The organism is Bradyrhizobium sp. LB8.2 (assembly GCF_040548035.1).
GTDB lineage: Bacteria > Pseudomonadota > Alphaproteobacteria > Rhizobiales > Xanthobacteraceae > Bradyrhizobium.
On sequence record NZ_JBEPQV010000009.1, the window covers coordinates 22,202 to 41,760 of the forward strand.

The window sequence follows — 19,559 nt, forward strand, 5'->3', positions numbered from 1 at the left end:
GCCGATACTGCGTCCTCGCGACGGTTTCGCGAGGACACGCCTCATGGTCAACAAGCCTGAATATGTCGATCTGATCAGCGCGGCGACGCCCCAGCATCGGCGGCGCACCGCACCGCTGCGCATCGTCGCCAAACCCGAGGTCGAGGAAACCTCAAGGCTCAGCCGCTGGCCGCCGGCGATGTTCAAGCAGTGGAAGCTAGAGAACCTCACACGCTGGAAGTCGGCTTCGTGGAAGCTGAAGGATTGGCTTTAAGCCACCGAATGAAAAAAGGGCGCCACCGAGGCGCCCTTTTCATTTCGATCGTGCTTACCAATACCGGTACGGATGGTGCCAGCGATGCCAGCGGCAGACGCGGCGCGGGCCGTAATAGGTCCAGATGACCCGGCAGCGACGCGGATAGCTGTAATAGGGATAGTAGCCGCCGTAATAGCGCCGGTGGAAATGGCGATGGCCGTAGTAGGCGGGACGATAGCCGCCATAACGGTGATAGCCGCCAAAGCGATGAACTCCGCCGTAGCGATAGCCGCCACCATGAAAGGCGGGCGCGGCGCGGAAGCCACCACCGTGGATGCCACCGCCGCGGAAGCCACCGCCGCGGAAGCCGCCGAAATGTCCTCCGCCACCGTGGAAGCCGCCTCCTCCATGGAAGCCGCCGCCATGTCCACCACCGCCATGTCCACCGCCGCCACCGCCGCCGTGGCGAATCTGGATCATGTCGTCGCTTGCGGCCTTCGCCGCCGGCAACGCCGTCGGATTGATCGGAGTCATTGCTTCAGCACGACGCGTGGTCCCGGCCGACAGCATCAGCGTCGTGGCGGCCGCAATCCCGAGCAAGCGGATCGGGCTTGCTCTGAGACCCAATATCCTCAGCATCGATTTCTCCCTGAATCTGGACAGCGGAGTTGCGACGCTCGTTCGCGCCGTGCGTCTGCGCTGTTCATTGACGGTCGCTCCCGAGATTAAATTAGGGACGGCGACGTGAATGCCTCATGAATGAACGATGTTCCCGGCGTCGTGCTGCGACGTCACCACCACGGCCCGAAGCTGAGCACGAACGGTGCGGGCACGCCGTAAGGATAAGGGCGGTAGTAGACAGGCCGCGCGTAGTAACGCGGCTCGTGAGGTGCGACGCGGCGCACAGCGTCATGATGGCGTCCGTGACGCCGCGCACCGAGGTCCGTTGCGGACGCCGACGCCTTTCTTGTCGCGGCATCCTGCGTCGCGGCAATGGAGACGCCGGGTAAAGCGACGATCAGCCCGAGGGCAACCGCTACTCCGATCCATCTCGTCATGATCGACCTCTGCTGCGCCCGCATGCGGTGCTGCCGGCGGGATCGGCCAACTCAGCCCCGACGCCAGTAGCAGCTCATATGCGGCACGATCACCGTGCCGCTGGGGCGGTATTCCTGCACATAGGTGGCGTTGCACTCGCGGACCGCATCGGGACCGGGGTTGTAGCGCGGATAGACGCCGTCAGGAGTGTAGTAGGGCGTAACGCGCAGACGCGCCGGCCGCCGCTTGCGCGGCGGCGGGACATCGTCTGACGAGGCCGCCTGGGCCAGCCTGATGCCGTGGGCCGCGGTCTGGGCTTCCGCGCCAACGCAAAACTGCGAAAACAACCCCATGCACAGTAGCGTCAGCGCTGTTTTCGTTCGCATTTTTCCGCCCACTTGAACGTCCTATTCGAGGCCCTACGCTCCCCGTTTTGACGGCGCCCGTCAACCTCGCCGCGCTTATAATGCCGGATGCATCGGCGCGGAACCCGCGCTAAGAGGGATCCATGTGGACGGAATTGAAAGCGCCTTCGCTGGCCGAGATGGAAGCGACGGCCCATGACATCTTCGAGCGCCTGCCGGCGGAATTTCGCAAGCTCTGCGAGGGCGTGATCATCCGCGTCGACGACTTCCCGACCGAGGAAGTCCTGGACTCGATGGAATGCGAGAGCGAGTTCGACCTGCTCGGCCTGTTCCAGGGCATCGGCCTGCCGCAGCAGAGTTTTGGCGATGTGGCGCGTTTGCCCAACATGGTCTGGCTCTACCGCCGGCCGATCCTGGATTACTGGGCCGAGCACGACGAGAGCCTCGGCCATATCGTCCGCCACGTCCTGATCCACGAGATCGGCCATCATTTCGGCCTCTCGGACGACGATATGGCCGCGATTGAGGCCCAAGAGCCGGGTTGAGCAGACGAGATCTGCCGAATTCGGCCTAGGATTTGGGGCTCGATCGCGATAAATATCGGTTCTTCTGAGCCACCCCGGGAAAGCGCAACCATGGACAAGTTCACCACGCTGGAAGGCGTCGCGGCGCCGCTGAAGATCATCAATGTCGATACCGACATGATCATTCCGAAGCAGTACCTCAAGACCATCAAGCGCACCGGCCTCGGCAAGGGGCTCTTCTCCGAGCAGCGCTACAAGGACGACGGCAGCGAGAATCCGGATTTCGTCCTCAACCAGCCCGCCTATCGCAATTCGAAGGTGCTGGTCGCCGGCGACAATTTCGGCTGCGGCTCGAGCCGCGAGCACGCGCCCTGGGCGCTGCTCGATTTCGGCATCCGCTGCGTGATCTCGACGTCGTTCGGCGACATCTTCTACAACAACTGCTTCAAGAATGGCATCCTGCCGATCCGCGTGTCGCAGGAAGACCTCGACAAGCTGTTCGACGACGCCGAGCGCGGCGCCAACGCGACGCTGACGATCGACCTGCCGAACCAGGAGATCCGCGGCCCCGACGGCGGCACGGTCAAGTTCGAGATCGACCCGTTCCGCAAGCACTGCCTGATCAACGGCCTCGACGACATCGGCCTGACGATGGAGAAGAAGTCCTCGATCGACACTTATGAAGAGAAGCTCAAGAGCGAACGCGCCTGGGCTTGACCGCAAGCTTTTAGACGAGCCCCGGTGCCATCAGCGCCGGGGCTTTTTCTTTGCCCTCATTATCTCGTATAGCTTCGCGCATGCTGCCCGACATTGTCACCTTCTGGCATGGCCCGATGGACACCCTGCGCCAGACCTGTCTGCGTTCGCAGCTCGCGGCCGGCCACAAGGTCACGGTCTACAGCTTCGACACCATTCCCGGCCTGCCCGCGGGTGTCGGCAATGCGGAGGCGGAGGCGATCCTGCCCCACGCCTTCTCCGAACGATTGCGGCCGCCGCAACCGGACGGAAGCTGGCGCGACTGGACCACGCTTCAGTTCAGCGATTTCTTCCGCATGAAGCTGATGGCAAAGGGCCTCGGCCTGTGGCTCGATGCCGACGTGCTGCTGCTCAAGCCCGCCGAGATCGATCCCGCAAAGCCCTACTTCGCCTGGGAGCGGCCGCGCCAGCTCGGCAATTCCGTGATCTATCTGCCGGCCGAGCACGGCATTGTCGACGCCTTTGAGGAGCTGATGGAGCAGGAGGAGCTGACGCCGGACTGGCTGTCGCTGCGCCATCGCGTCACGTTTGCGGTGCGCCGCCTGCGCGGCGGTTCGAACCGCCTCTCCGACATCCGCGTCGCGATCTTCGGACCAGCGGCATTGACCGCGCTCGCCCGTCGCACCGGCGAGCTGAGCTGCGCGCTACCGAAACAATCGTTCTATGCCGTGCATGCCGAGCCAAAACTGTTCTTCGACCCCTCGAACTATCTCGGCCTCGTCAGCGACCCCGATATCATAGGCCTGCACATCTCGCCGAAAGGGCGCGGCGGCGAAAAGCCGATCCCGGGCAGCCTGTACGCATGGGCGGCGGAGCGGTTCGGCTGAACACGCCGTTTGATCCAGCGCGGCGGAGAACTATCAGGGCTACCGTGCCAATGCGTCGACGTTGGAAACGCTCGATCGGGTGACCCACGGCGCACTGAATCTGCCCTGCGCATTGCTGGGTTCCTGTGCCTGCTGCCCGTCTCTACGGATGCGAGTCATTTGTCGGGGCACCTGCTCTATGCCAACGGAGCGGACGCGCGGCAGCGATGATTGCGGCGCCGGTGACCCGCTAACGCTGTAAGCGGCTGGCAAGGACAAACATCGGCAAAGATGCAAGCTGCGCGGCGATTGCGAAGATGACCAGCGCCAGAATCGAGCGCTCATAGAGCAGACCCGTCACGACACTGCCGATCAGCCAGCCAATGCCATAGCCTCCATAGAACAGACCGAAGGCAAGGTTGCGCCTGCCTTCCGGCAGGACGGTGGCAACCAGCGCCTTGAGCAGCGTGTCCTGAGTGGCGTAGCCGATTCCCCACAATACGATGCCCACAAGCGCCGTGCCGAAGCCGCCGAAGAACACGAAGGGCGAGAACGTCGCCGACAGCAGAACTGCAACGAGCACGACCGGTAGCCCGAAGCGATCGAACAGCTTCCCGAAAGCAAGACTGACGAGGACTCCGCATCCGGTGGAGATCGCGAGGAAGACAGGTATCCACTGCCCGGTCACGACGTGCGTTCGATCGAAATGATACGAGATCAGCTCAAAGCTCATAAGGCCGGCAGCAAAGAATGCGCCTGCGATCATGTAGCCCCAGAAGGCAGGCGAGAAATCACCGGCCGAAGCGGTCTGACCCTGCTCGAGCTTCGAAGGCACGGGAAAGCCGGCGCGCGCCACAGCAAGCGACAGGAATGCAAGCAACGCCGGAATCAGCAGCAGCAGATAGCCCAGCTGATAGCTGCCATTCCAGAAAAGGACGGCGGCAATCATGAGCGGTCCGATCGTAGCTCCGACCTCGTCGAGCGCGGTGTTGAGACCGTAAACCCACCCCTTGCCGAGTTCGCCGGTCGTGTACGAGATCATCGCCTCGACCGTCGGCTTGCGGATCGCGCGCCCGACACGCTCGGCCAGCACCAGCAAAGCGGCGACCTGCCAGTTTCCTGCAACCGCCATCGCAGGCACCGCAATCAGGTTGATGCCATAGCCAATGAAGGTGATGAGCCAATAGCGCCCGCTCTTGTCGGCAACGTATCCGGAGAAGGGCCGCAGCGCATAGCCAAGAAACTCTCCCGCGCCGGCGGTGATGCTGACTACGGCGGCGCTCGCCCCCAGCGTCGCCATGAACGGGCCATTGATGCTGCCGCCGCCCTCATAGGTGACATCGCCGAACAGATTGACGATGCCCATGGTGAACACGAACGTGAAGGCCGGCGAACTTCCTTGCCAAATGCGCATGCAGCGATAGCCCGCGCCAAGGCGGGCTCCGATTGTCCCAGCCGCTCGATGCAAAGCAACGGCCGATGACGGCGTCGGTTCCCCAAGGGACCCGCGCCTATCGTATGGGAAGCGCCGAGTGACGAGGCTGAGCTACGGCTTGCTCATCGCTGCGATCGCGTCCGCGAAGATCGCGTTGCAGGCGTCGATCTGCGACGGATGAATCAGCGTCTTGCCGTCAAAACCGAGATCGCGGCCGAAAGGCGAAGATGACTAAGAACAAAAGCTGAGCCGCGCGGTTAGAGAGCAAACTCGCGAGGTGAGATCATGCGCCGTTCAGACTTAGCAACCGTCCTGTTCCTGCTCTCTGGCTTCGTTCCCGTCACCGCGTCTGCTCAGCAGACGACGCCGGATACGAACCAATCTTCCAGCCAAGCTGGCCCTGATCGCACCCCTCAACAGTCGGGCCAATCCCAAACCCAAAACACCCCAACTCAGCCGGACCGCACACCTCAGCAGTCGGACCAATCCCGCGACCGAGACCGCCGCAGCGCCGAAGACACGCGGATCAATCGAGATTGGACGACGCGGCAGCGTGGCGAGGACCGCATGGACATGGACCGCATGCGTCAGCGCCAGATGGGACGCATGATGGACCGGGATGAGGATCATCAGACCACGGGACGAAATTGGCGGCGCGACGATGATGACATGGATCGCGGCCCCGGATATGGCTCTGCGAATCGCAGCGAAGGCCGCAATTACCACGAAGTCCGGCCTCGTCCTCGCGTAAAGACCTGTCTCGAATACGAAAACGGGGACGAGTTCTGCCGATACCGCGACTAGCTGATGCGGTACGCGCCCTAGCCCTGACCCTTGCCCATCGCGGCGATCGCATCCGCGATCTCGATCGTGCGTCGGGCCATGTCGGCGTGCAGGCGCTCCACCATGGCGCCGTCGAGACGGATCGCGCCGCGCGAGACGTTCTCCGGCAATTCGAACGCCGCGATGATTTTTCGCGCGCGCGCGACTTCCTCCTCGGGCGGCGTGAAGATCGCGTTGCAGGCGTCGATCTGCGACGGATGAATCAGCGTCTTGCCGTCAAAACCGAGATCGCGGCCTTGCGCGCATTCGGTGGCGAAGCCGTCGGAATTGGCGATGTCGCTGTAGGGACCGTCGAGGATTTCGAGGCCGTGGGCGCGCGTTGCCAGGATGCAATGCGTGATCATCGGGATCATCGCGGTGCGGCCCGGCAGCATCTTGATCCGGGTCTCGCGCGAAATGTCGTTCGGACCGAACACAAAACCTGACAGGCGCCTCTTGGGATCGCGCCCGGCGGCAGCCAGTTCCTCCGCATGCAGCACCGCGCGCGCGGTCTCGATCATGGCCCAGACTTTTACGGTCGGCGCCGCGCCGAGCTCGGCGAGACGGCGGCCGATCGTGTCGAGGTCCTCGACGCTGGAGACCTTCGGGACCAGGATGCCGTCGGGCGAGGCCTTGGCCGCCATCGCGAAATCGTCGGCCCACCAGGTCGTGTCGAGGCCGTTGGTCCGGATCAGGATCTCGCGCTTGCCGAACCCTTTGGCCGCGATCGCGGCAGCGATCCCGTCGCGCGCCAATGCCTTCGCATCGGGGGCGACGGAGTCTTCCAGATCGAGGATCAGGCCATCGGCGGCGAGATTGCGCGCCTTTTCCAGCGCGCGGGGGTTGGAGCCGGGCATGAACAGATGGCTGCGGCGCGGGCGGGTCATGCAAGCGTTCCTTCCGGTTTCCTCGTCTCACTTCCGACCGAAGCCGATAGCATCTGGCCTGCCTATTCGAAAGGCTTGTTCGCCCCTGCGGTATATGATTAGGCATAGGCCATGAACACATTCCCAGAGCACTTGCTGGAAGGCTACAAGGCCTTCGCGACCCAGCGGCTGCCGACCGAGCAGACCCGCTACCGCGAGCTGTCGGTGAAGGGGCAGTTCCCGGAAGTGATGGTAATCGGCTGCTGCGATAGCCGCGTCTCGCCCGAAGTGATCTTCGACGTCGGCCCGGGCGAACTCTTCGTGGTCCGCAACATCGCCAATCTGGTGCCGGTGTATCAGCCCGACGGCAACGCGCACGGCGTCTCTGCGGCGCTGGAATATGCCGTGACGGTGCTGCAGGTGAAGCACATCGTGGTGCTCGGGCACGCACAATGCGGCGGCATCCGCGCTTTCGTCGACAAGATCGAGCCGCTGACGCCTGGCGACTTCATCGGCAAATGGATGCAGATGTTCATCAAGCCCGGCGAAGTGGTGGAGCAGCGCGACCACGAAACCATGGCGCAATTCGTCGAGCGCATCGAGAAGGCCGCGGTGTTCCGCAGCCTCGAAAACCTGATGACCTTCCCGTTCGTGCAGAAGGCGGTCGACGCCGGCCAGATGCAGACCCACGGCGCCTATTTCGGCGTCGCGGAAGGGTCGCTGTTCGTGCTGGACAAGGACACGAAGGAATTCAGGAACGCGCGAAGCGTGGCTTGAAGTCGCCCTTCGTCGGGTGGGCAAAGCGAAGCGTGCCCACCACTTCTTTCGTCATCTTGGAAAGATGGTGGGCACGGCGCGCGAAGTGCGCGCCTTCGCCCACCCTACGAGATCCCGCCCTTACGCCGCCTTTTTCTTCGCGCTGATCAGCTTGCGGTTGATCAGCACTTCGGCGATCTGAATCGCATTGAGCGCGGCGCCCTTGCGCAGATTGTCCGACACGCACCACAGCACGAGACCGTTCTCCACCGTCGCGTCCTCGCGGATGCGGCTGATATAGGTGGCGTCCTCGCCGGCCGCTTCGTACGGCGTAGCGTAGCCGCCGGGCTCATGCTTGTCGATGACGAGGCAGCCCGGCGCCTTGCGCAGGATGTCGCGCGCTTCATCCGCGGTGATCGGGTTCTCGAACTCGATGTTGACGGCCTCGGAATGGCCGACGAAAACCGGCACGCGCACGCAGGTCGCGGAGAGCTTGATCTTGGGATCAAGAATCTTCTTGGTCTCCGCCATCATCTTCCACTCTTCCTTGGTGTAGCCGTCCTCCATGAAGACGTCGATCTGGGGGATGACGTTGAAGGCGATGCGCGTGGGAAACTTCTTATTGACCAGCTCCTGGTTGGTGTAGACGGCCTTGGTCTGCGAGAACAGTTCGTCCATCGCATCCTTGCCGGCGCCCGACACCGACTGATAGGTCGAGACCACGACGCGCTTGATGGTGGCCTTGTCGTGCAGCGGCTTCAGCGCGACCACGAGCTGCGCGGTCGAGCAGTTCGGGTTGGCGATGATGTTCTTCTTCTTGAAGCCCGCGGTCGCGTCCGCGTTCACTTCCGGCACGATCAACGGCACGTCCGGATCCATGCGCCAAGCCGAGGAATTGTCGATCACGACGGTGCCGGCGGCGCCGATCTTCGGCGACCATTCCTTCGACACTTCGCCGCCCGCCGACATCAGGCAGATGTCGACGTCGGAGAAGTCGTAATGCTCGAGCGCTTTGACCTTCAGCGTGCGGTCGCCGTAGGAGACCTCGACGCCCATGCTGCGGCGTGACGCCAAGGCCACCACCTCGTCCGCGGGGAATTTGCGCTCGTCGAGGATGTTGAGCATTTCCCGTCCGACATTGCCGGTCGCGCCGACGACTGCGACTTTGTAACCCATCGTTCACTCTCCGACGAAAAAGCTCTTTCCTGAAGCTGAGGCTTAAACAGGAAGAGCAGCGCTTCTATGCGAGAACCGGCCTCAAGACAACGTTGGACCATGCCTGAAGGCCGTGGATGCAGTCGCCTGAGGCCAGCACGGCCGCAACCCCCACCCAAATCCAATTGGCGCTCGCAGCCTTCGCCGATGAGATCGTCGGCACGCTGGCGCGTCTGTTCGTCTATGTGGGGGCTTTGGTGCTGTTTGCCATCCTCGGGCTTGCGGCACTCGGCCAGCTGCCTGAGCTCCGCGACGATGGGTCGGCGGTGAAGCCGGGTTGGAGCGTAGCCGACCGCTCGCATCCGGCCTTCGCCCTCAGCCGGCTCGATTCATCAGAAAAAACAGGAGCCTACACCATCCTCAGGCATCCCGAAGGCGGCCGCAGGGACGTGATGCGCTGGGCGAGCGAGGCGGACAGGCCCGTGGCCGAGCTCGAGATTTACCGGGAAGGCGACGAATTCGACGTGGCGCGTCCGGCGACCGCGGACCTGGCCGTCCAGATGGGACTGGGCACCGCGACCCCGCTTGAGCAGGCCGGCCTGATCGACACCAAATTCGGCCATGTCGCCCTGTTCCGGCCAACGGGCACGGCGGCGGGCGCGTCGTCCTGCCTCGGCTACCTCAAGCGCAGCGAGGAGCCAGCGCTCCAGATCTCCGGCTTCTCCTGCCAAGGCGGTACCCTGCCCGAGCGGCGCGCGGCGATCGCCTGCACGTTGAACCGGCTGACGCTACTGACCTCGGGCAACGAGCCGAAGCTGGCCGAATTGTTCGCCCATGCGGAGCTGAAGCGCCGCGCTTGCACTTCCCAGGGTTCGTCGGACTGGCTGCTGGGTGCCGCGAACGCACAATTGCGCGGAGCGCTCTGACCGGCATCAAGCTCAAGTGGCTGGTATTCATGCAACTTTTGCCAACGCGCACGATTATTCCGCGCTGGTGTGACCCAATAGACCTAGTTGCGGCCGCCCGGGCCGGGCTAGTATGGGATGATATCGACTGGCGGCTTGCCGCCTGAAGGGGACGTGATGAGCTCGAAATTCTCTGCCAAATTGGCGACGTGGCTCGCGGCAGGCGCCGTGGTTGCCATGAGCCTCGCGACGCCGGCCTCGGCCGACACCAAGCCCAAGCGCTATGACGATCGCGGCCGGCATTATTACGGACCGAGCGGCCCCAACACCGTCTATCAGCAGGGCCGCACCCGCCTCTATGTGAGCAAGCGCTCCTGGCTCGACGGCGGCACCGAGGTCAATCCGGGCGACCGCAAGTTCTCCGACTATGCGTTTCCGCCGGAGAATGGTCTCCCGACATTCGCGCGCGAGAACAACACCCGTCCAATCGATCGCCAGCCGCTCAGCACCCCGTCGGATGTTGGCGGATACCCGCGAAATTTCCCGCTGTACTGAGGCGGAATTATCGACCTGAATCAAAAATGGCCGGGCTCGCGCCCGGCCATTTTTGTTTGTCGTGTAGCCGGATTTCGCGAAGCAATCCGGGCTACGACTCTAAGCGTGCAGCTTCTGCAATTCCTTCAAGATCGCTTCGCCCATCTGCGTGGTCGAGGCGGCTGTGGTGCCGTCCGACTTGATGTCGGCGGTGCGCAGGCCGCTGGCCAGCACGGCCGCGATCGCGGCATCGACCTTGTCGGCGAGATCGCCCATGTCGAAGGAATAGCGCAGCGCCATGCCGAAGGACGAGATCATCGCGATCGGATTGGCGAGACCCTGGCCTGCGATATCGGGCGCCGAGCCGTGCACGGGCTCGTACAGCGCCTTGCGCTTCTTGCTCTTGACGTCGACCTCGCCGAGCGAGGCGGACGGCAGCATGCCGAGCGATCCCGTCAGCATCGCCGCGATGTCGGACAGCATGTCGCCGAACAGATTGTCGGTGACGATGACGTCGAACTGCTTCGGCCATTTCACCAGCATCATGCCGCCGGAATCGGCGAGCTGATGCTCGAGCGTCACGTCGGCATATTCGCGCTTGTGGACCTGGGTCACGACCTCGTTCCAGAGCACGCCCGACTTCATGACGTTGCGCTTCTCCATCGACGTCACCTTGTTCTTGCGCTTCTTCGCAAGCTCGAAGGCGACGCGGGCGATGCGCTCGATCTCATAGGTGTCGTAGACCTGGGTATCGATGGCACGCTTCTGGCCGTTGCCGAGATCGGTGATGGTCTTGGGCTCGCCGAAATAGACGCCGCCGGTGAGCTCGCGCACGATGACGATGTCGAGGCCCTCGATGGCTTCGCGCTTCAGGCTCGAGGCATCCGCCAACGCCGGGTAGCAGACGGCGGGGCGGAGGTTGGCGAACAGGCCGAGATCCTTGCGCAGGCGCAGCAGGCCGGCTTCGGGGCGCACCTCGTAGGGCACGGCATCCCATTTCGGGCCGCCGACCGCGCCGAAGATGATGGCGTCGGCGGCAAGCGCCTTGGCCATGTCGCCTTCCGAGATCGACACCTTGTGCGCGTCATAGGCCGAACCGCCGACCAGGCCGGTGTCGGTCTCGAACTTGGCGATCCCGGCCGAATTGAGCCAGTCGACCAGCCGCTTCACCTCGCCCATCACTTCGGGGCCGATACCGTCGCCGGGGAGCAGCAGCAGCTTGTGGGTCGCCATGACGTTCTTCCTCCGTTTCGTCATGGCCCGGCACAAGGCCGGGCATGACGGCGCTCTTGAATTTCGGCCGGAGTGCTAGAGCGGCGTTGCGCGCTTGGCAAGACACCATTGCCGCCTCGCGGCTGTGCAAGGCAGGCAGGGCCTGCCACACTGCGCATGCCGGAGTACCCCTTGCCCGCCCAAGACTGTTTTGCTCAAGACCGCCGCCCTCCACCCGACGCCCATCCCGCGCGGCTGATCCTGACCTTGTCGCTGGCTGCGACGGTCGGGCTCGGCATCGGCCGCTTTGCCTATGCCCTGGTGCTGCCGGACATGCGGGAAGACCTCGGCTGGTCCTACTCGGCCGCCGGTTTCATGAACACCATCAACGCCGTCGGCTATCTCGCGGGCGCGCTTGTGGCGTCCCGGCTGATCCAGCGCGTCGGCTGGGCGGCCGCGATCCGCGGCGGAACCCTGGCCTGCGTCGCCGCCCTTGCGACTTGCGCCCTGACCGGGAATTTCGTTGCATTGAGCTTGGCGCGTCTCGTGCTCGGCTTCGGTGCCGCCGCCGGTTTCGTCGCCGGAGGCGCGCTGGCCGCTTCGATCGCGCAATCGCGCCCGCAGCGGGCCAATTTCCTCCTCAGCCTGTTCTATGCCGGGCCGGGCATCGGCATTCTCGCCTCGGGCCTGATCGCCCCGTTCACGCTTCAATATTTCGGGCCGGGATCGTGGTGGATCGTGTGGTGGGCGCTGACGCTGCTGTCCGTCGTGATGACCGTGCCGCTGTTCCTGGTCCGCATCGAGAGCGGAGTGCGTTTCTCGCAAGGCGGCCACGCCGCCTTCGCGATTGTGCCCGTGCTGATCTATCTCGCCGGCTACTTCCTGTTCGGCGCGGGCTACATCGCCTACATGACCTTCATGATCGCCTATGTGCGCGACGGCGGCGGCGGCCCCGCGGCGCAGGCGGCGTTCTGGAGCCTGATCGGTCTCAGCGCCTTCGTCACGCCGTGGGCCTGGCGCGGCGTGCTCGCGCTCGATCGCGGCGGGCTTGCCACCGCCATCATCCTCGGCACCAACGCGCTCGGCGCCGCCCTGCCGATGCTCGGGCATTCGCCGGCATGGCTCGCGGTCTCCGCCGTCGTGTTCGGCGTCGCCTTCTTCGCCGTGGTCGGCTCGACCACCGCCTTCGTGCGCTTCAACTACCCGCCGGAGGTGTGGCCGACCGCGATCGCGGCGATGACGATCTCGTTCGGCGTCGGCCAGACGCTCGGCCCGATCGTGGTCGGCGCGATCACGGATGCGCTGGGGAGCTTGAGTTACGCGCTGAATGTGTCGGCGGCGCTGCTGGCGTTGGGGGCGGTTGCGGCGCTGTGCCAGCGCAAGGTGGGGCCGAAGGGCTCGGTGCCGTAGGACAGCGTGACTAGCTCCCGCTGAACGAATTATACCCCTGATCTTCCCAATAACCGCCCTTGTAGTCGTTGGTGACTTCCATCGAGACCACGTATTTCGGGTTCTTGAAGCCGAGCTTGGTCGGGACGCGGATCTTCATCGGGAAGCCGTAGGCGCGCGGCAAGATCTCGTTGGCGTATTTGAACGTCATCTGGCTCTGCGGATGCAGCGCGGTACGCATGTCGAGCGGAGAATTGTAGCCGTCCTTGTCGGCGCACTGGAACCAGACGTACTTTGCGCGCGTGTCGGCACCGATCAGCTTGAGGAAGTCGCGCAACGGCGTGCCGGTCCAGCTGCCGATCGCGCTCCAGCCCTCGACGCAGATGTGACGGGTGATCTGCGTGACCTGCGGCAGCTTGTACAATTCCGGAAGCGTCCACGACTTCTTGTTGTCGACGAGGCCGCGGACTTCGAGCTTCCAGTCGGCGCCGTCGACATCCGGCGCGTCGTCGAGATCGTAATAGGCGTTGAACGGAAACGGCTTGGTGATCGCGCTCTCGGGGAATGTCGGCGCCAGCGCGTCGGGATTGAAGATGAAATCCTGCACGGCGTCGTTGAATTTCGAAACCGTCTTGAGCATCTCCTCGGCGGAGGACGAGTCGATCACGTCGCAGCCGGTGAGCAGCGTCAGCGCCCCCAAGCTGGCGCCGCCCGCGATGAAGCGGCGACGGCTGACATCAGGCATCGTCTTGAGGGAGTCCTTGATCAGCAGCCGCTTGTCGACGCCGGGGATCAGGAATGAGCGTTTTGCCATGGTTCTTGCTCCGCTCAACGGCCGATGATCATCGCGCGCAGGCTCTTCGGCACCAACAGCGCGAGCACAACGTGAATGACGAGGAAGGCGCAGATCGCGGCCATGCAGAAGAAATGGATGTAGCGCGCGGTCGGATAGTCGCCGAACAGCATGACCAGCCAATGCAGTTGCACCGGCTTCCACATCGACAGACCCGACAGCACGATCAGCACGCCGACCGCGATGATGCCGGCATAGAGCACGCGCTGGACGTAATTGTAGACGGTGAGATCGGCATGGCCGAGCTTGAAGGTCAGCGCCGCCCTGACATCGTGAAGCACGCCGGACGGGGTGATCGGCAGCAGTTTCCTGCGGAAGCGGCCGGTGGCGAAACCGGTGACGAGATAGGCGAGGCCGTTGATCATCAACAGCCACATCGCCGCAAAATGCCAGAGCAGGCCGCCGGCGAGCCAGCCGCCGAGCGTGTAGTCGCGGGGAAAAGTGAAGCCGAACAGCGGCGAGGCGTTGTAGATCTGCCAACCCGACAGGATCATCAGAATCATGGCGAGCGCGTTGATCCAGTGCATGACCCGGACCCAGGCCGGCTGGATTACTTTGGCCGGGGCGGCGCTGACCTGCTCATCGGTGACTGTGAGGCTCGACATGATGGTTCCGTCCTGAACATCGTCTGACAGCAATTATACGCCGATGCTTCCGCTTTCGTTACGCCCTGTCCGACATTGAATCGATACCGGCGATCTATAGTGGTCACAATAAAGCGAGCCGGGTATCCCCGGCTCGCTTTTTCGTCGCATCCGGTTCGGGGATGAAGCCGGACCGCGCGGGGTTACGTCGCGGGCATCAGCACGGTATCGACCACATGGATCACGCCGTTGGACTGGTTGACGTTGCTGATCGTCACCATCGAGGTGCCGCCCTTGGCATCGACGATCCAGACCTTGCCGTCCTGCTTCTTCACCGTCAGTTCCTCACCTTCGGCGGTCTTCATCTTCTTGCCGTCGGTGAGGTCGGAGGCCTCGAGCTTGCCGGGCACGACATGGTAGGTCAGGATCCTGGTCAGAGTGGCCTTGTTCTCAGGCTTGACCAGAGTGTCGACGGTGCCGGCCGGCAGCTTGCCGAAGGCGGCGTTGGTCGGCGCGAACACCGTGAACGGGCCCTTGCCTTCCAGCGTCGGCACCAGGCCGGCCGCCTTCACCGCCGCCACCAGCGTGGTGTGGTCCTTCGAGTTGACGGCGTTCTGGACGATGTTCTTGGACGGGAACATCGCGGCGCCGCCGACCATGACGGTCTTTTCCTCGGCGCGGGCGGGCGCGACGACGGTCGCGGTGATGGCCAGGGTGCTGAACGCGGCGGCAGCGAGATAGGCAATACGCTTCGACATGGAGAGTCTCCCGATTGGATGGTGACCGGCATTGGCCGGCGTTCGAGTTGGGCAACAACAGTGGCTGCGAACCTGTGAGCGTGAAGCAGCAGCGCCGTCGTTGGCTCAAACTACGGGAGGGTTTGCGATGGGGTTTCGAACAATAATTTATCGTGATGCGTGAAACTATGTGGGAGATGCTTCGTGGGGTGCATCAACCCGTCATTGCGAGGAGCAAAGCGACGAAGCAATCCAGACTGCTACCGCGCACGCATTTCTGGATCGCTTCGCTTTGCTCGCAATGACGCGAGCGGCTCTACGTCCTGCTAATCCCTGTTGTGCGGCGTCTGGATAAACCCGCGATTATGCGTCGGGCTGATCAGCAGCTCGTTGATACACACCCGCGCCGGCATGCTCGCGATGAACGCGATGGTGCGGCCCAGATCTTCGGATTGCAGCATCTTCGCCTGCTCGGCCTCGCTCGGCACCACCGGGCGCAGCTTCAGGATCGGGGTCGCCACCTCGCCCGGCATCAGGCAGCAGGCGCGCAGGCCGTTGACGCATTCGTCCATGTTGAAGGAATGGGTCAGCGCCAGCACGGCGTGTTTGGTGGTGGTGTAGGCCGGGCCCGGCATTTTCGAGACGTGGCGGCCGGCCCAGGACGAGACGTTGATGATGGCGCCGTCCTGCTGCTTGCGCATCGTCGGCAGCACCGCGCGCATGCAATAGAGCACGCCGTTGAGATTGACCTGGACCAGTTGGTCCCAGCCCTCCAGTTCCATGTCCTTCCAGCTCCGCTTGGGAACATTGATACCGGCATTGTTCACGAGCAGGTCGATCCGGCCGTGCTTCGCGACGATTTGATCGGCCGCCTTCTGGGCTTCGGAGGCGACCGACACGTCCAGAGCAATCGCCTCGGCCGCCCCGCCGTCCCCGGCGATCTTCGCAACCACGGTATCCAGGGCGTCCTTGCGGCGGCCCGAGACCACGACGATCCAGCCGTCGGCCGCGAGCGCCTCGGCACCGGCTTCCCCGATCCCGCTGCCCCCGCCCGTGACCCAGGCCACGCGTTTCCCGTTTTTGGTCATGCAAACTGTCTCCGTTGCTTCATTGGGGCGGTTTTTGCTAATCCAGCCCTCGGTTTTGACCGGCCTTGTCTGACGAGCCTTGTCGTACAAGTTCCTGCGGTCGAGGAAATCTTGCATGAACCCAGCTGCCAACGCCAACCTGTTTTCCCGCCTGTTCGACGGCCTGGACGATCCGAAGCGCCTTGCGATCGAGACGCATGACGGAGGGCGCATCAGCTATGGCGATCTGATCGCGCGGGCCGGTCAAATGGCGAATGTGCTGGTCGCGCGCGGCGTGAAGCCCGGCGATCGCGTTGCGGTGCAGGTCGAGAAATCCGTGGCCAACATCGTGCTGTACCTGGCCACGGTGCGGGCCGGCGCGGTCTATCTGCCGCTCAACTCCGCCTATACGCTGAACGAGCTCGACTACTTCATCGGCGATGCCGAGCCCTCGCTGGTGGTCTGCGATCCCTCCAAGGCGGAGGGCCTTGCCCCGATCGCCGCCAAGGTGAAGGCAAAAGTCGAGACGCTCGGGCCGAACGGCAAGGGCTCGCTGACAGAGGCCGCCGACAAGGCGAGCAGCGAATTCGCCACGGTGTCGCGTGCAAACGACGATCTCGCCGCGATCCTCTACACGTCGGGCACCACCGGCCGCTCCAAGGGCGCGATGCTGACCCATGACAATCTGGCATCGAACTCGCTCGCGCTCGTCGGCTACTGGGGCTTCACCGACAAGGACGTGCTGATCCACGCGCTGCCGATCTACCACACCCACGGCCTGTTCGTGGCCACCAATGTGACGCTGTTCGCGCGCGCGGCGATGATCTTCCTGCCAAAACTCGACCCGGATCTGATCATCAAGCTGATGGCGCGTGCCACGGTGCTGATGGGCGTGCCGACCTTCTATACCCGCCTGCTCCAGAACGCCGGGCTGTCGCGCGAAACTACAACACACATGCGGCTGTTCATCTCGGGCTCGGCGCCGTTGCTGGCCGAAACCCATCGCGAATGGTCGGCGCGCACGGGGCACGCGGTGCTCGAGCGCTACGGCATGACCGAGACCAACATGAATACGTCGAATCCCTATGACGGCGAGCGCGTGCCCGGCGCGGTCGGCTTTCCCCTCCCCGGCGTCTCCGTACGCGTGACCGATCCTGAAACCGCCAAGGAACTGCCGCGTGAAGAAATCGGCATGATCGAGGTCAAGGGCCCGAACGTGTTCAAAGGCTATTGGCGCATGCCGGAGAAGACCAAGGCGGAATTCCGCGACGACGGCTTCTTCATCACCGGCGACCTCGGCAAGATCGACGCCAAGGGCTATGTCCACATTCTCGGCCGCGGCAAGGATCTCGTGATCTCCGGCGGCTTCAACGTCTACCCCAAGGAAATCGAGAGCGAGATCGACGCCATGCCCGGCGTGATCGAATCAGCCGTGATTGGCGTGCCCCATGCCGATTTCGGCGAGGGCGTCACGGCCGTGCTGGTCTGCAACAAGGGCGCCGATGTGAGCGAGGCGGCGGTGCTGAAGGCGCTCGACGGCCGGCTGGCAAAGTTCAAGATGCCCAAGCGCGTCTTTGTCGTCGACGAGCTGCCACGCAACACCATGGGCAAGGTGCAGAAGAATATTTTGCGGGATACGTACAAGGATCTGTACGCGAAGAAATAGGGGCGCAATCGCTCCGGGCTGGGGGACATGAACCGAGAGCAAGCAAAAAAGATACACAAAAACCTGCTCGATGCTGCCGCGGCATTCCGCCGAGCTGAGGCCGCGATCGTCGATGTTGGCGATGACGGCAGAAAGCTGTTTGCAGAACCGCTTGTAACGGCGGTTTTCCATTTGCAGTTCAAGCTTCTGCGACTGATCTACAAAAGACACCCTGACCTGGAGCCGCCGCTACCGCCGGCAACAATCGACAGCACAGTTCGCTGGGAGGAAGTCTCGCTGCCGCCGTCGGTGCTGGAGACCGATATCGATCGAATCATTTTCTCCGTGATGAAACCTCGCTGGCAGAAGGTGGCGATGGTCCTTTACTGCGCGGCGGAGAAGGTCGAGGAGGGAGAGCTAGGCGCACCTATCGAATATGAAGTGTTCGCGGCCCGCATTCAGGCGTTGGTCGAGGCCGACCTCCTGGATGCGCAAGGTGATCTCCGGGTGTGGACTCGGAGCGAAGTGAGATTGAAGGACCGGTCGGTTAACTAGCGCCCACCAGGCTCAACACAAACCGGCTGCCGACAATGAAGAGATAACACCCGAACGCCACCTCCAGCGTCCGCTTCGACATCGCGTGCGCGGCTCTCACGCCGAGTGGTGCGGTGACGAGGCTCATCGGCATCACCAGGACGGCGCCGATCAGCGAGACGTAGCCGAGCGCGAACGGGACTTGCAGGGCTGCAACGCCGGGATAGCTGGCCGCCGCCGGCCAGCCGGCGTAGATGTAGCCGAGCGCGCCGGGGATCGAGATCAGCACCGCGAGCGCCGACGATGTGGCCACTGCCTGATGGATCGGCCGGCCGTAGAACGTCATCAGCAGGTTCGAGAACAGGCCGCCGCCGATGCCCATCAACGTCGACAAAATGCCGACGCAGAAGCCGTAGATTCGCATCAGCGGACCCTTCGGCAAGTCATCTCCGAGCTTCCAGCTCTCGCGCGCGAAGATCAGCCGTACCGCGGCCGACCACGCGACGGCGACGAACACGATCTTGAACAGCCGCTCCGGCGCGTAGCGCGCGACCACGCTGCCTGCGATGACACCGATTACGATCGGTAGCCACCAGACGCGAAGGATGGGGGTGTCGACGGCGCCGCGCTTGTAATGCGCTTGGAACGAACGGATCGAGGTCGGGATGATCACGGCCAGCGATGTGCCGATGCAGAGCGGCATACGCACTTCCAGTGGCACGCCGGCGATGCGGAAGCATTCATAAAACACCGGCACCAGAATCGCGCCGCCGCCGATGCCGAACACGCCGGCCAGAAATCCCGAGAGCGCGCCCGTTGCGATCAGCAGCAGCGCGAGTTCGACGATCTCCTTGATATCGAGACCTGCAATCACCCCTGACCTGCCCCCCGCAACTGGTCGCAACGTCTCCGAGGCATGCGCCCGGACATGGTTGCGCGGAAAGCTGTAAGCGATCTGGTTTGCGCGGTCGACACATCGCATTTGCGGGCTGGGGTGGAATGCAGGCTGCGCATATCCGGCAGATGCCCCAAAAATGGTGAAGCGGCAGCTTGCAGACCGGGTCGGGAGGTCCGCTGGCACACGCCATCGGAAGTTTGGACGGGACGGGATGGTCCGTTTAGAGGTGTTCCAACAGCGATTTCAATGACGATGGACGGGAAGCACGAAGAAATGAATATATATTCTATGTTTGGTCCGTGGGCCAGCGCCCTGGTATACCAGGCACCGGATTGGCCTTGTTTCATCAACGCCATAGCGCTGAACGCCGGTTCGATTGATGGCGAATTGGTGATTGCGCAGGCCAAATCGACTCCGTAAATAGAGCCGACCTTCCGCGATCC

At 63.4% G+C, this 19,559-nt stretch carries 23 protein-coding genes; 11 read left to right on the forward strand and 12 right to left on the reverse strand.

Annotated features, from left to right (window positions below):
• Positions 1-43 precede the first annotated feature (43 nt).
• Entirely contained in the window at positions 44-253 is a 210-nt protein-coding gene (locus ABIB06_RS13445) for a hypothetical protein (protein ID WP_247344503.1), read from the forward strand.
• Between the two features lie 54 nt (positions 254-307).
• Here the strand turns inward: ABIB06_RS13445 and ABIB06_RS13450 are convergent, their stop codons facing one another.
• The 3 genes from ABIB06_RS13450 to ABIB06_RS13460 all read right to left on the reverse strand — a co-directional run bounded on the left by ABIB06_RS13450 (position 308) and on the right by ABIB06_RS13460 (position 1,626).
• A complete protein-coding gene (locus ABIB06_RS13450; RefSeq protein WP_354048393.1) occupies positions 308-874 on the reverse strand; it encodes a hypothetical protein in 567 nt (188 codons plus the stop codon).
• Positions 875-1,026: 152 nt separating this feature from the next.
• Positions 1,027-1,293, reverse strand: coding sequence for a hypothetical protein (locus ABIB06_RS13455; RefSeq protein WP_247344509.1), 267 nt, complete (start codon positions 1,291-1,293; stop codon positions 1,027-1,029).
• A 51-nt stretch (positions 1,294-1,344) separates the two neighbouring features.
• Complete coding sequence (locus tag ABIB06_RS13460; RefSeq protein ID WP_247344596.1) at positions 1,345-1,626, reverse strand: hypothetical protein; 282 nt, start codon at positions 1,624-1,626, stop codon at positions 1,345-1,347.
• A 155-nt stretch (positions 1,627-1,781) separates the two neighbouring features.
• Between ABIB06_RS13460 and ABIB06_RS13465 the strand changes: the two genes are divergently transcribed.
• From ABIB06_RS13465 to ABIB06_RS13475, 3 genes are all read left to right on the forward strand, one after another.
• On the forward strand, positions 1,782-2,183 hold the full coding sequence (locus ABIB06_RS13465; protein ID WP_354048395.1) for a metallopeptidase family protein: 402 nt from the start codon (positions 1,782-1,784) through the stop codon (positions 2,181-2,183).
• Positions 2,184-2,273: 90 nt separating this feature from the next.
• On the forward strand, positions 2,274-2,879 hold the full coding sequence (gene leuD / locus ABIB06_RS13470) for a 3-isopropylmalate dehydratase small subunit (RefSeq protein ID WP_354048397.1): 606 nt from the start codon (positions 2,274-2,276) through the stop codon (positions 2,877-2,879).
• A gap of 80 nt (positions 2,880-2,959) precedes the next feature.
• The gene (locus tag ABIB06_RS13475) at positions 2,960-3,745 is read left to right on the forward strand and encodes a glycosyltransferase family 32 protein (protein WP_354048399.1); all 786 of its coding nucleotides are present in this window, start codon (positions 2,960-2,962) and stop codon (positions 3,743-3,745) included.
• Positions 3,746-3,974: 229 nt separating this feature from the next.
• Here ABIB06_RS13475 and ABIB06_RS13480 read toward each other — a convergent pair whose 3' ends face one another.
• The gene (locus tag ABIB06_RS13480) at positions 3,975-5,138 is read right to left on the reverse strand and encodes an MFS transporter (protein ID WP_247344520.1); all 1,164 of its coding nucleotides are present in this window, start codon (positions 5,136-5,138) and stop codon (positions 3,975-3,977) included.
• A gap of 306 nt (positions 5,139-5,444) precedes the next feature.
• On the opposite strand from ABIB06_RS13480, the gene ABIB06_RS13485 reads away from it, so the two are divergent.
• On the forward strand, positions 5,445-5,963 hold the full coding sequence (locus ABIB06_RS13485) for a hypothetical protein (protein ID WP_247344523.1): 519 nt from the start codon (positions 5,445-5,447) through the stop codon (positions 5,961-5,963).
• Positions 5,964-5,980: 17 nt separating this feature from the next.
• Here the strand turns inward: ABIB06_RS13485 and ABIB06_RS13490 are convergent, their stop codons facing one another.
• Positions 5,981-6,868 carry an HpcH/HpaI aldolase/citrate lyase family protein gene (locus tag ABIB06_RS13490; RefSeq protein WP_247344525.1) on the reverse strand — a complete coding sequence of 296 codons (888 nt, stop codon included), beginning with the start codon at positions 6,866-6,868 and terminating at the stop codon, positions 5,981-5,983.
• Between the two features lie 111 nt (positions 6,869-6,979).
• Between ABIB06_RS13490 and ABIB06_RS13495 the strand changes: the two genes are divergently transcribed.
• Positions 6,980-7,624, forward strand: a complete 645-nt coding sequence (locus ABIB06_RS13495) for a carbonic anhydrase (protein WP_354048401.1) — start codon at positions 6,980-6,982, stop codon at positions 7,622-7,624.
• Between the two features lie 120 nt (positions 7,625-7,744).
• Here ABIB06_RS13495 and ABIB06_RS13500 read toward each other — a convergent pair whose 3' ends face one another.
• Positions 7,745-8,779, reverse strand: coding sequence for an aspartate-semialdehyde dehydrogenase (locus ABIB06_RS13500; protein ID WP_247344531.1), 1,035 nt, complete (start codon positions 8,777-8,779; stop codon positions 7,745-7,747).
• 116 nt (positions 8,780-8,895) lie between these two features.
• Here ABIB06_RS13500 and ABIB06_RS13505 point away from each other — a divergent pair, with 116 nt between their 5' ends.
• Positions 8,896-9,684: a hypothetical protein gene (locus tag ABIB06_RS13505; RefSeq protein ID WP_247344533.1), complete on the forward strand. Its 789-nt coding sequence runs from the start codon at positions 8,896-8,898 to the stop codon at positions 9,682-9,684.
• A 156-nt stretch (positions 9,685-9,840) separates the two neighbouring features.
• On the forward strand, positions 9,841-10,218 hold the full coding sequence (locus ABIB06_RS13510) for a hypothetical protein (protein ID WP_247344536.1): 378 nt from the start codon (positions 9,841-9,843) through the stop codon (positions 10,216-10,218).
• 99 nt (positions 10,219-10,317) lie between these two features.
• Here the strand turns inward: ABIB06_RS13510 and leuB are convergent, their stop codons facing one another.
• Complete coding sequence (gene leuB, locus ABIB06_RS13515; RefSeq protein WP_247344539.1) at positions 10,318-11,430, reverse strand: 3-isopropylmalate dehydrogenase; 1,113 nt, start codon at positions 11,428-11,430, stop codon at positions 10,318-10,320.
• Positions 11,431-11,586: 156 nt separating this feature from the next.
• Between leuB and ABIB06_RS13520 the strand changes: the two genes are divergently transcribed.
• Positions 11,587-12,819 carry a YbfB/YjiJ family MFS transporter gene (locus tag ABIB06_RS13520; protein WP_247344542.1) on the forward strand — a complete coding sequence of 411 codons (1,233 nt, stop codon included), beginning with the start codon at positions 11,587-11,589 and terminating at the stop codon, positions 12,817-12,819.
• A gap of 10 nt (positions 12,820-12,829) precedes the next feature.
• On the opposite strand, the gene ABIB06_RS13525 is transcribed toward ABIB06_RS13520, so the two are convergent.
• The 4 genes from ABIB06_RS13525 to ABIB06_RS13540 all read right to left on the reverse strand — a co-directional run bounded on the left by ABIB06_RS13525 (position 12,830) and on the right by ABIB06_RS13540 (position 16,060).
• On the reverse strand, positions 12,830-13,612 hold the full coding sequence (locus tag ABIB06_RS13525; RefSeq protein WP_247344544.1) for a molybdopterin-dependent oxidoreductase: 783 nt from the start codon (positions 13,610-13,612) through the stop codon (positions 12,830-12,832).
• Between the two features lie 14 nt (positions 13,613-13,626).
• Positions 13,627-14,256 carry a cytochrome b/b6 domain-containing protein gene (locus ABIB06_RS13530; RefSeq protein ID WP_247344548.1) on the reverse strand — a complete coding sequence of 210 codons (630 nt, stop codon included), beginning with the start codon at positions 14,254-14,256 and terminating at the stop codon, positions 13,627-13,629.
• A 182-nt stretch (positions 14,257-14,438) separates the two neighbouring features.
• On the reverse strand, positions 14,439-14,993 hold the full coding sequence (locus tag ABIB06_RS13535) for a fasciclin domain-containing protein (RefSeq protein WP_247344551.1): 555 nt from the start codon (positions 14,991-14,993) through the stop codon (positions 14,439-14,441).
• Between the two features lie 305 nt (positions 14,994-15,298).
• Complete coding sequence (locus ABIB06_RS13540) at positions 15,299-16,060, reverse strand: SDR family oxidoreductase (protein ID WP_247344554.1); 762 nt, start codon at positions 16,058-16,060, stop codon at positions 15,299-15,301.
• Between the two features lie 115 nt (positions 16,061-16,175).
• On the opposite strand from ABIB06_RS13540, the gene ABIB06_RS13545 reads away from it, so the two are divergent.
• Both ABIB06_RS13545 and ABIB06_RS13550 read left to right on the forward strand, forming a co-directional pair.
• Complete coding sequence (locus ABIB06_RS13545; RefSeq protein ID WP_247344557.1) at positions 16,176-17,705, forward strand: malonate--CoA ligase; 1,530 nt, start codon at positions 16,176-16,178, stop codon at positions 17,703-17,705.
• Positions 17,706-17,732: 27 nt separating this feature from the next.
• Positions 17,733-18,239: a hypothetical protein gene (locus tag ABIB06_RS13550; RefSeq protein WP_354068854.1), complete on the forward strand. Its 507-nt coding sequence runs from the start codon at positions 17,733-17,735 to the stop codon at positions 18,237-18,239.
• Here the strand turns inward: ABIB06_RS13550 and ABIB06_RS13555 are convergent.
• Entirely contained in the window at positions 18,232-19,092 is an 861-nt protein-coding gene (locus ABIB06_RS13555) for a sulfite exporter TauE/SafE family protein (RefSeq protein ID WP_247344563.1), read from the reverse strand. The genes ABIB06_RS13550 and ABIB06_RS13555 overlap by 8 nt on opposite strands.
• Positions 19,093-19,559: the final 467 nt, after the last annotated feature.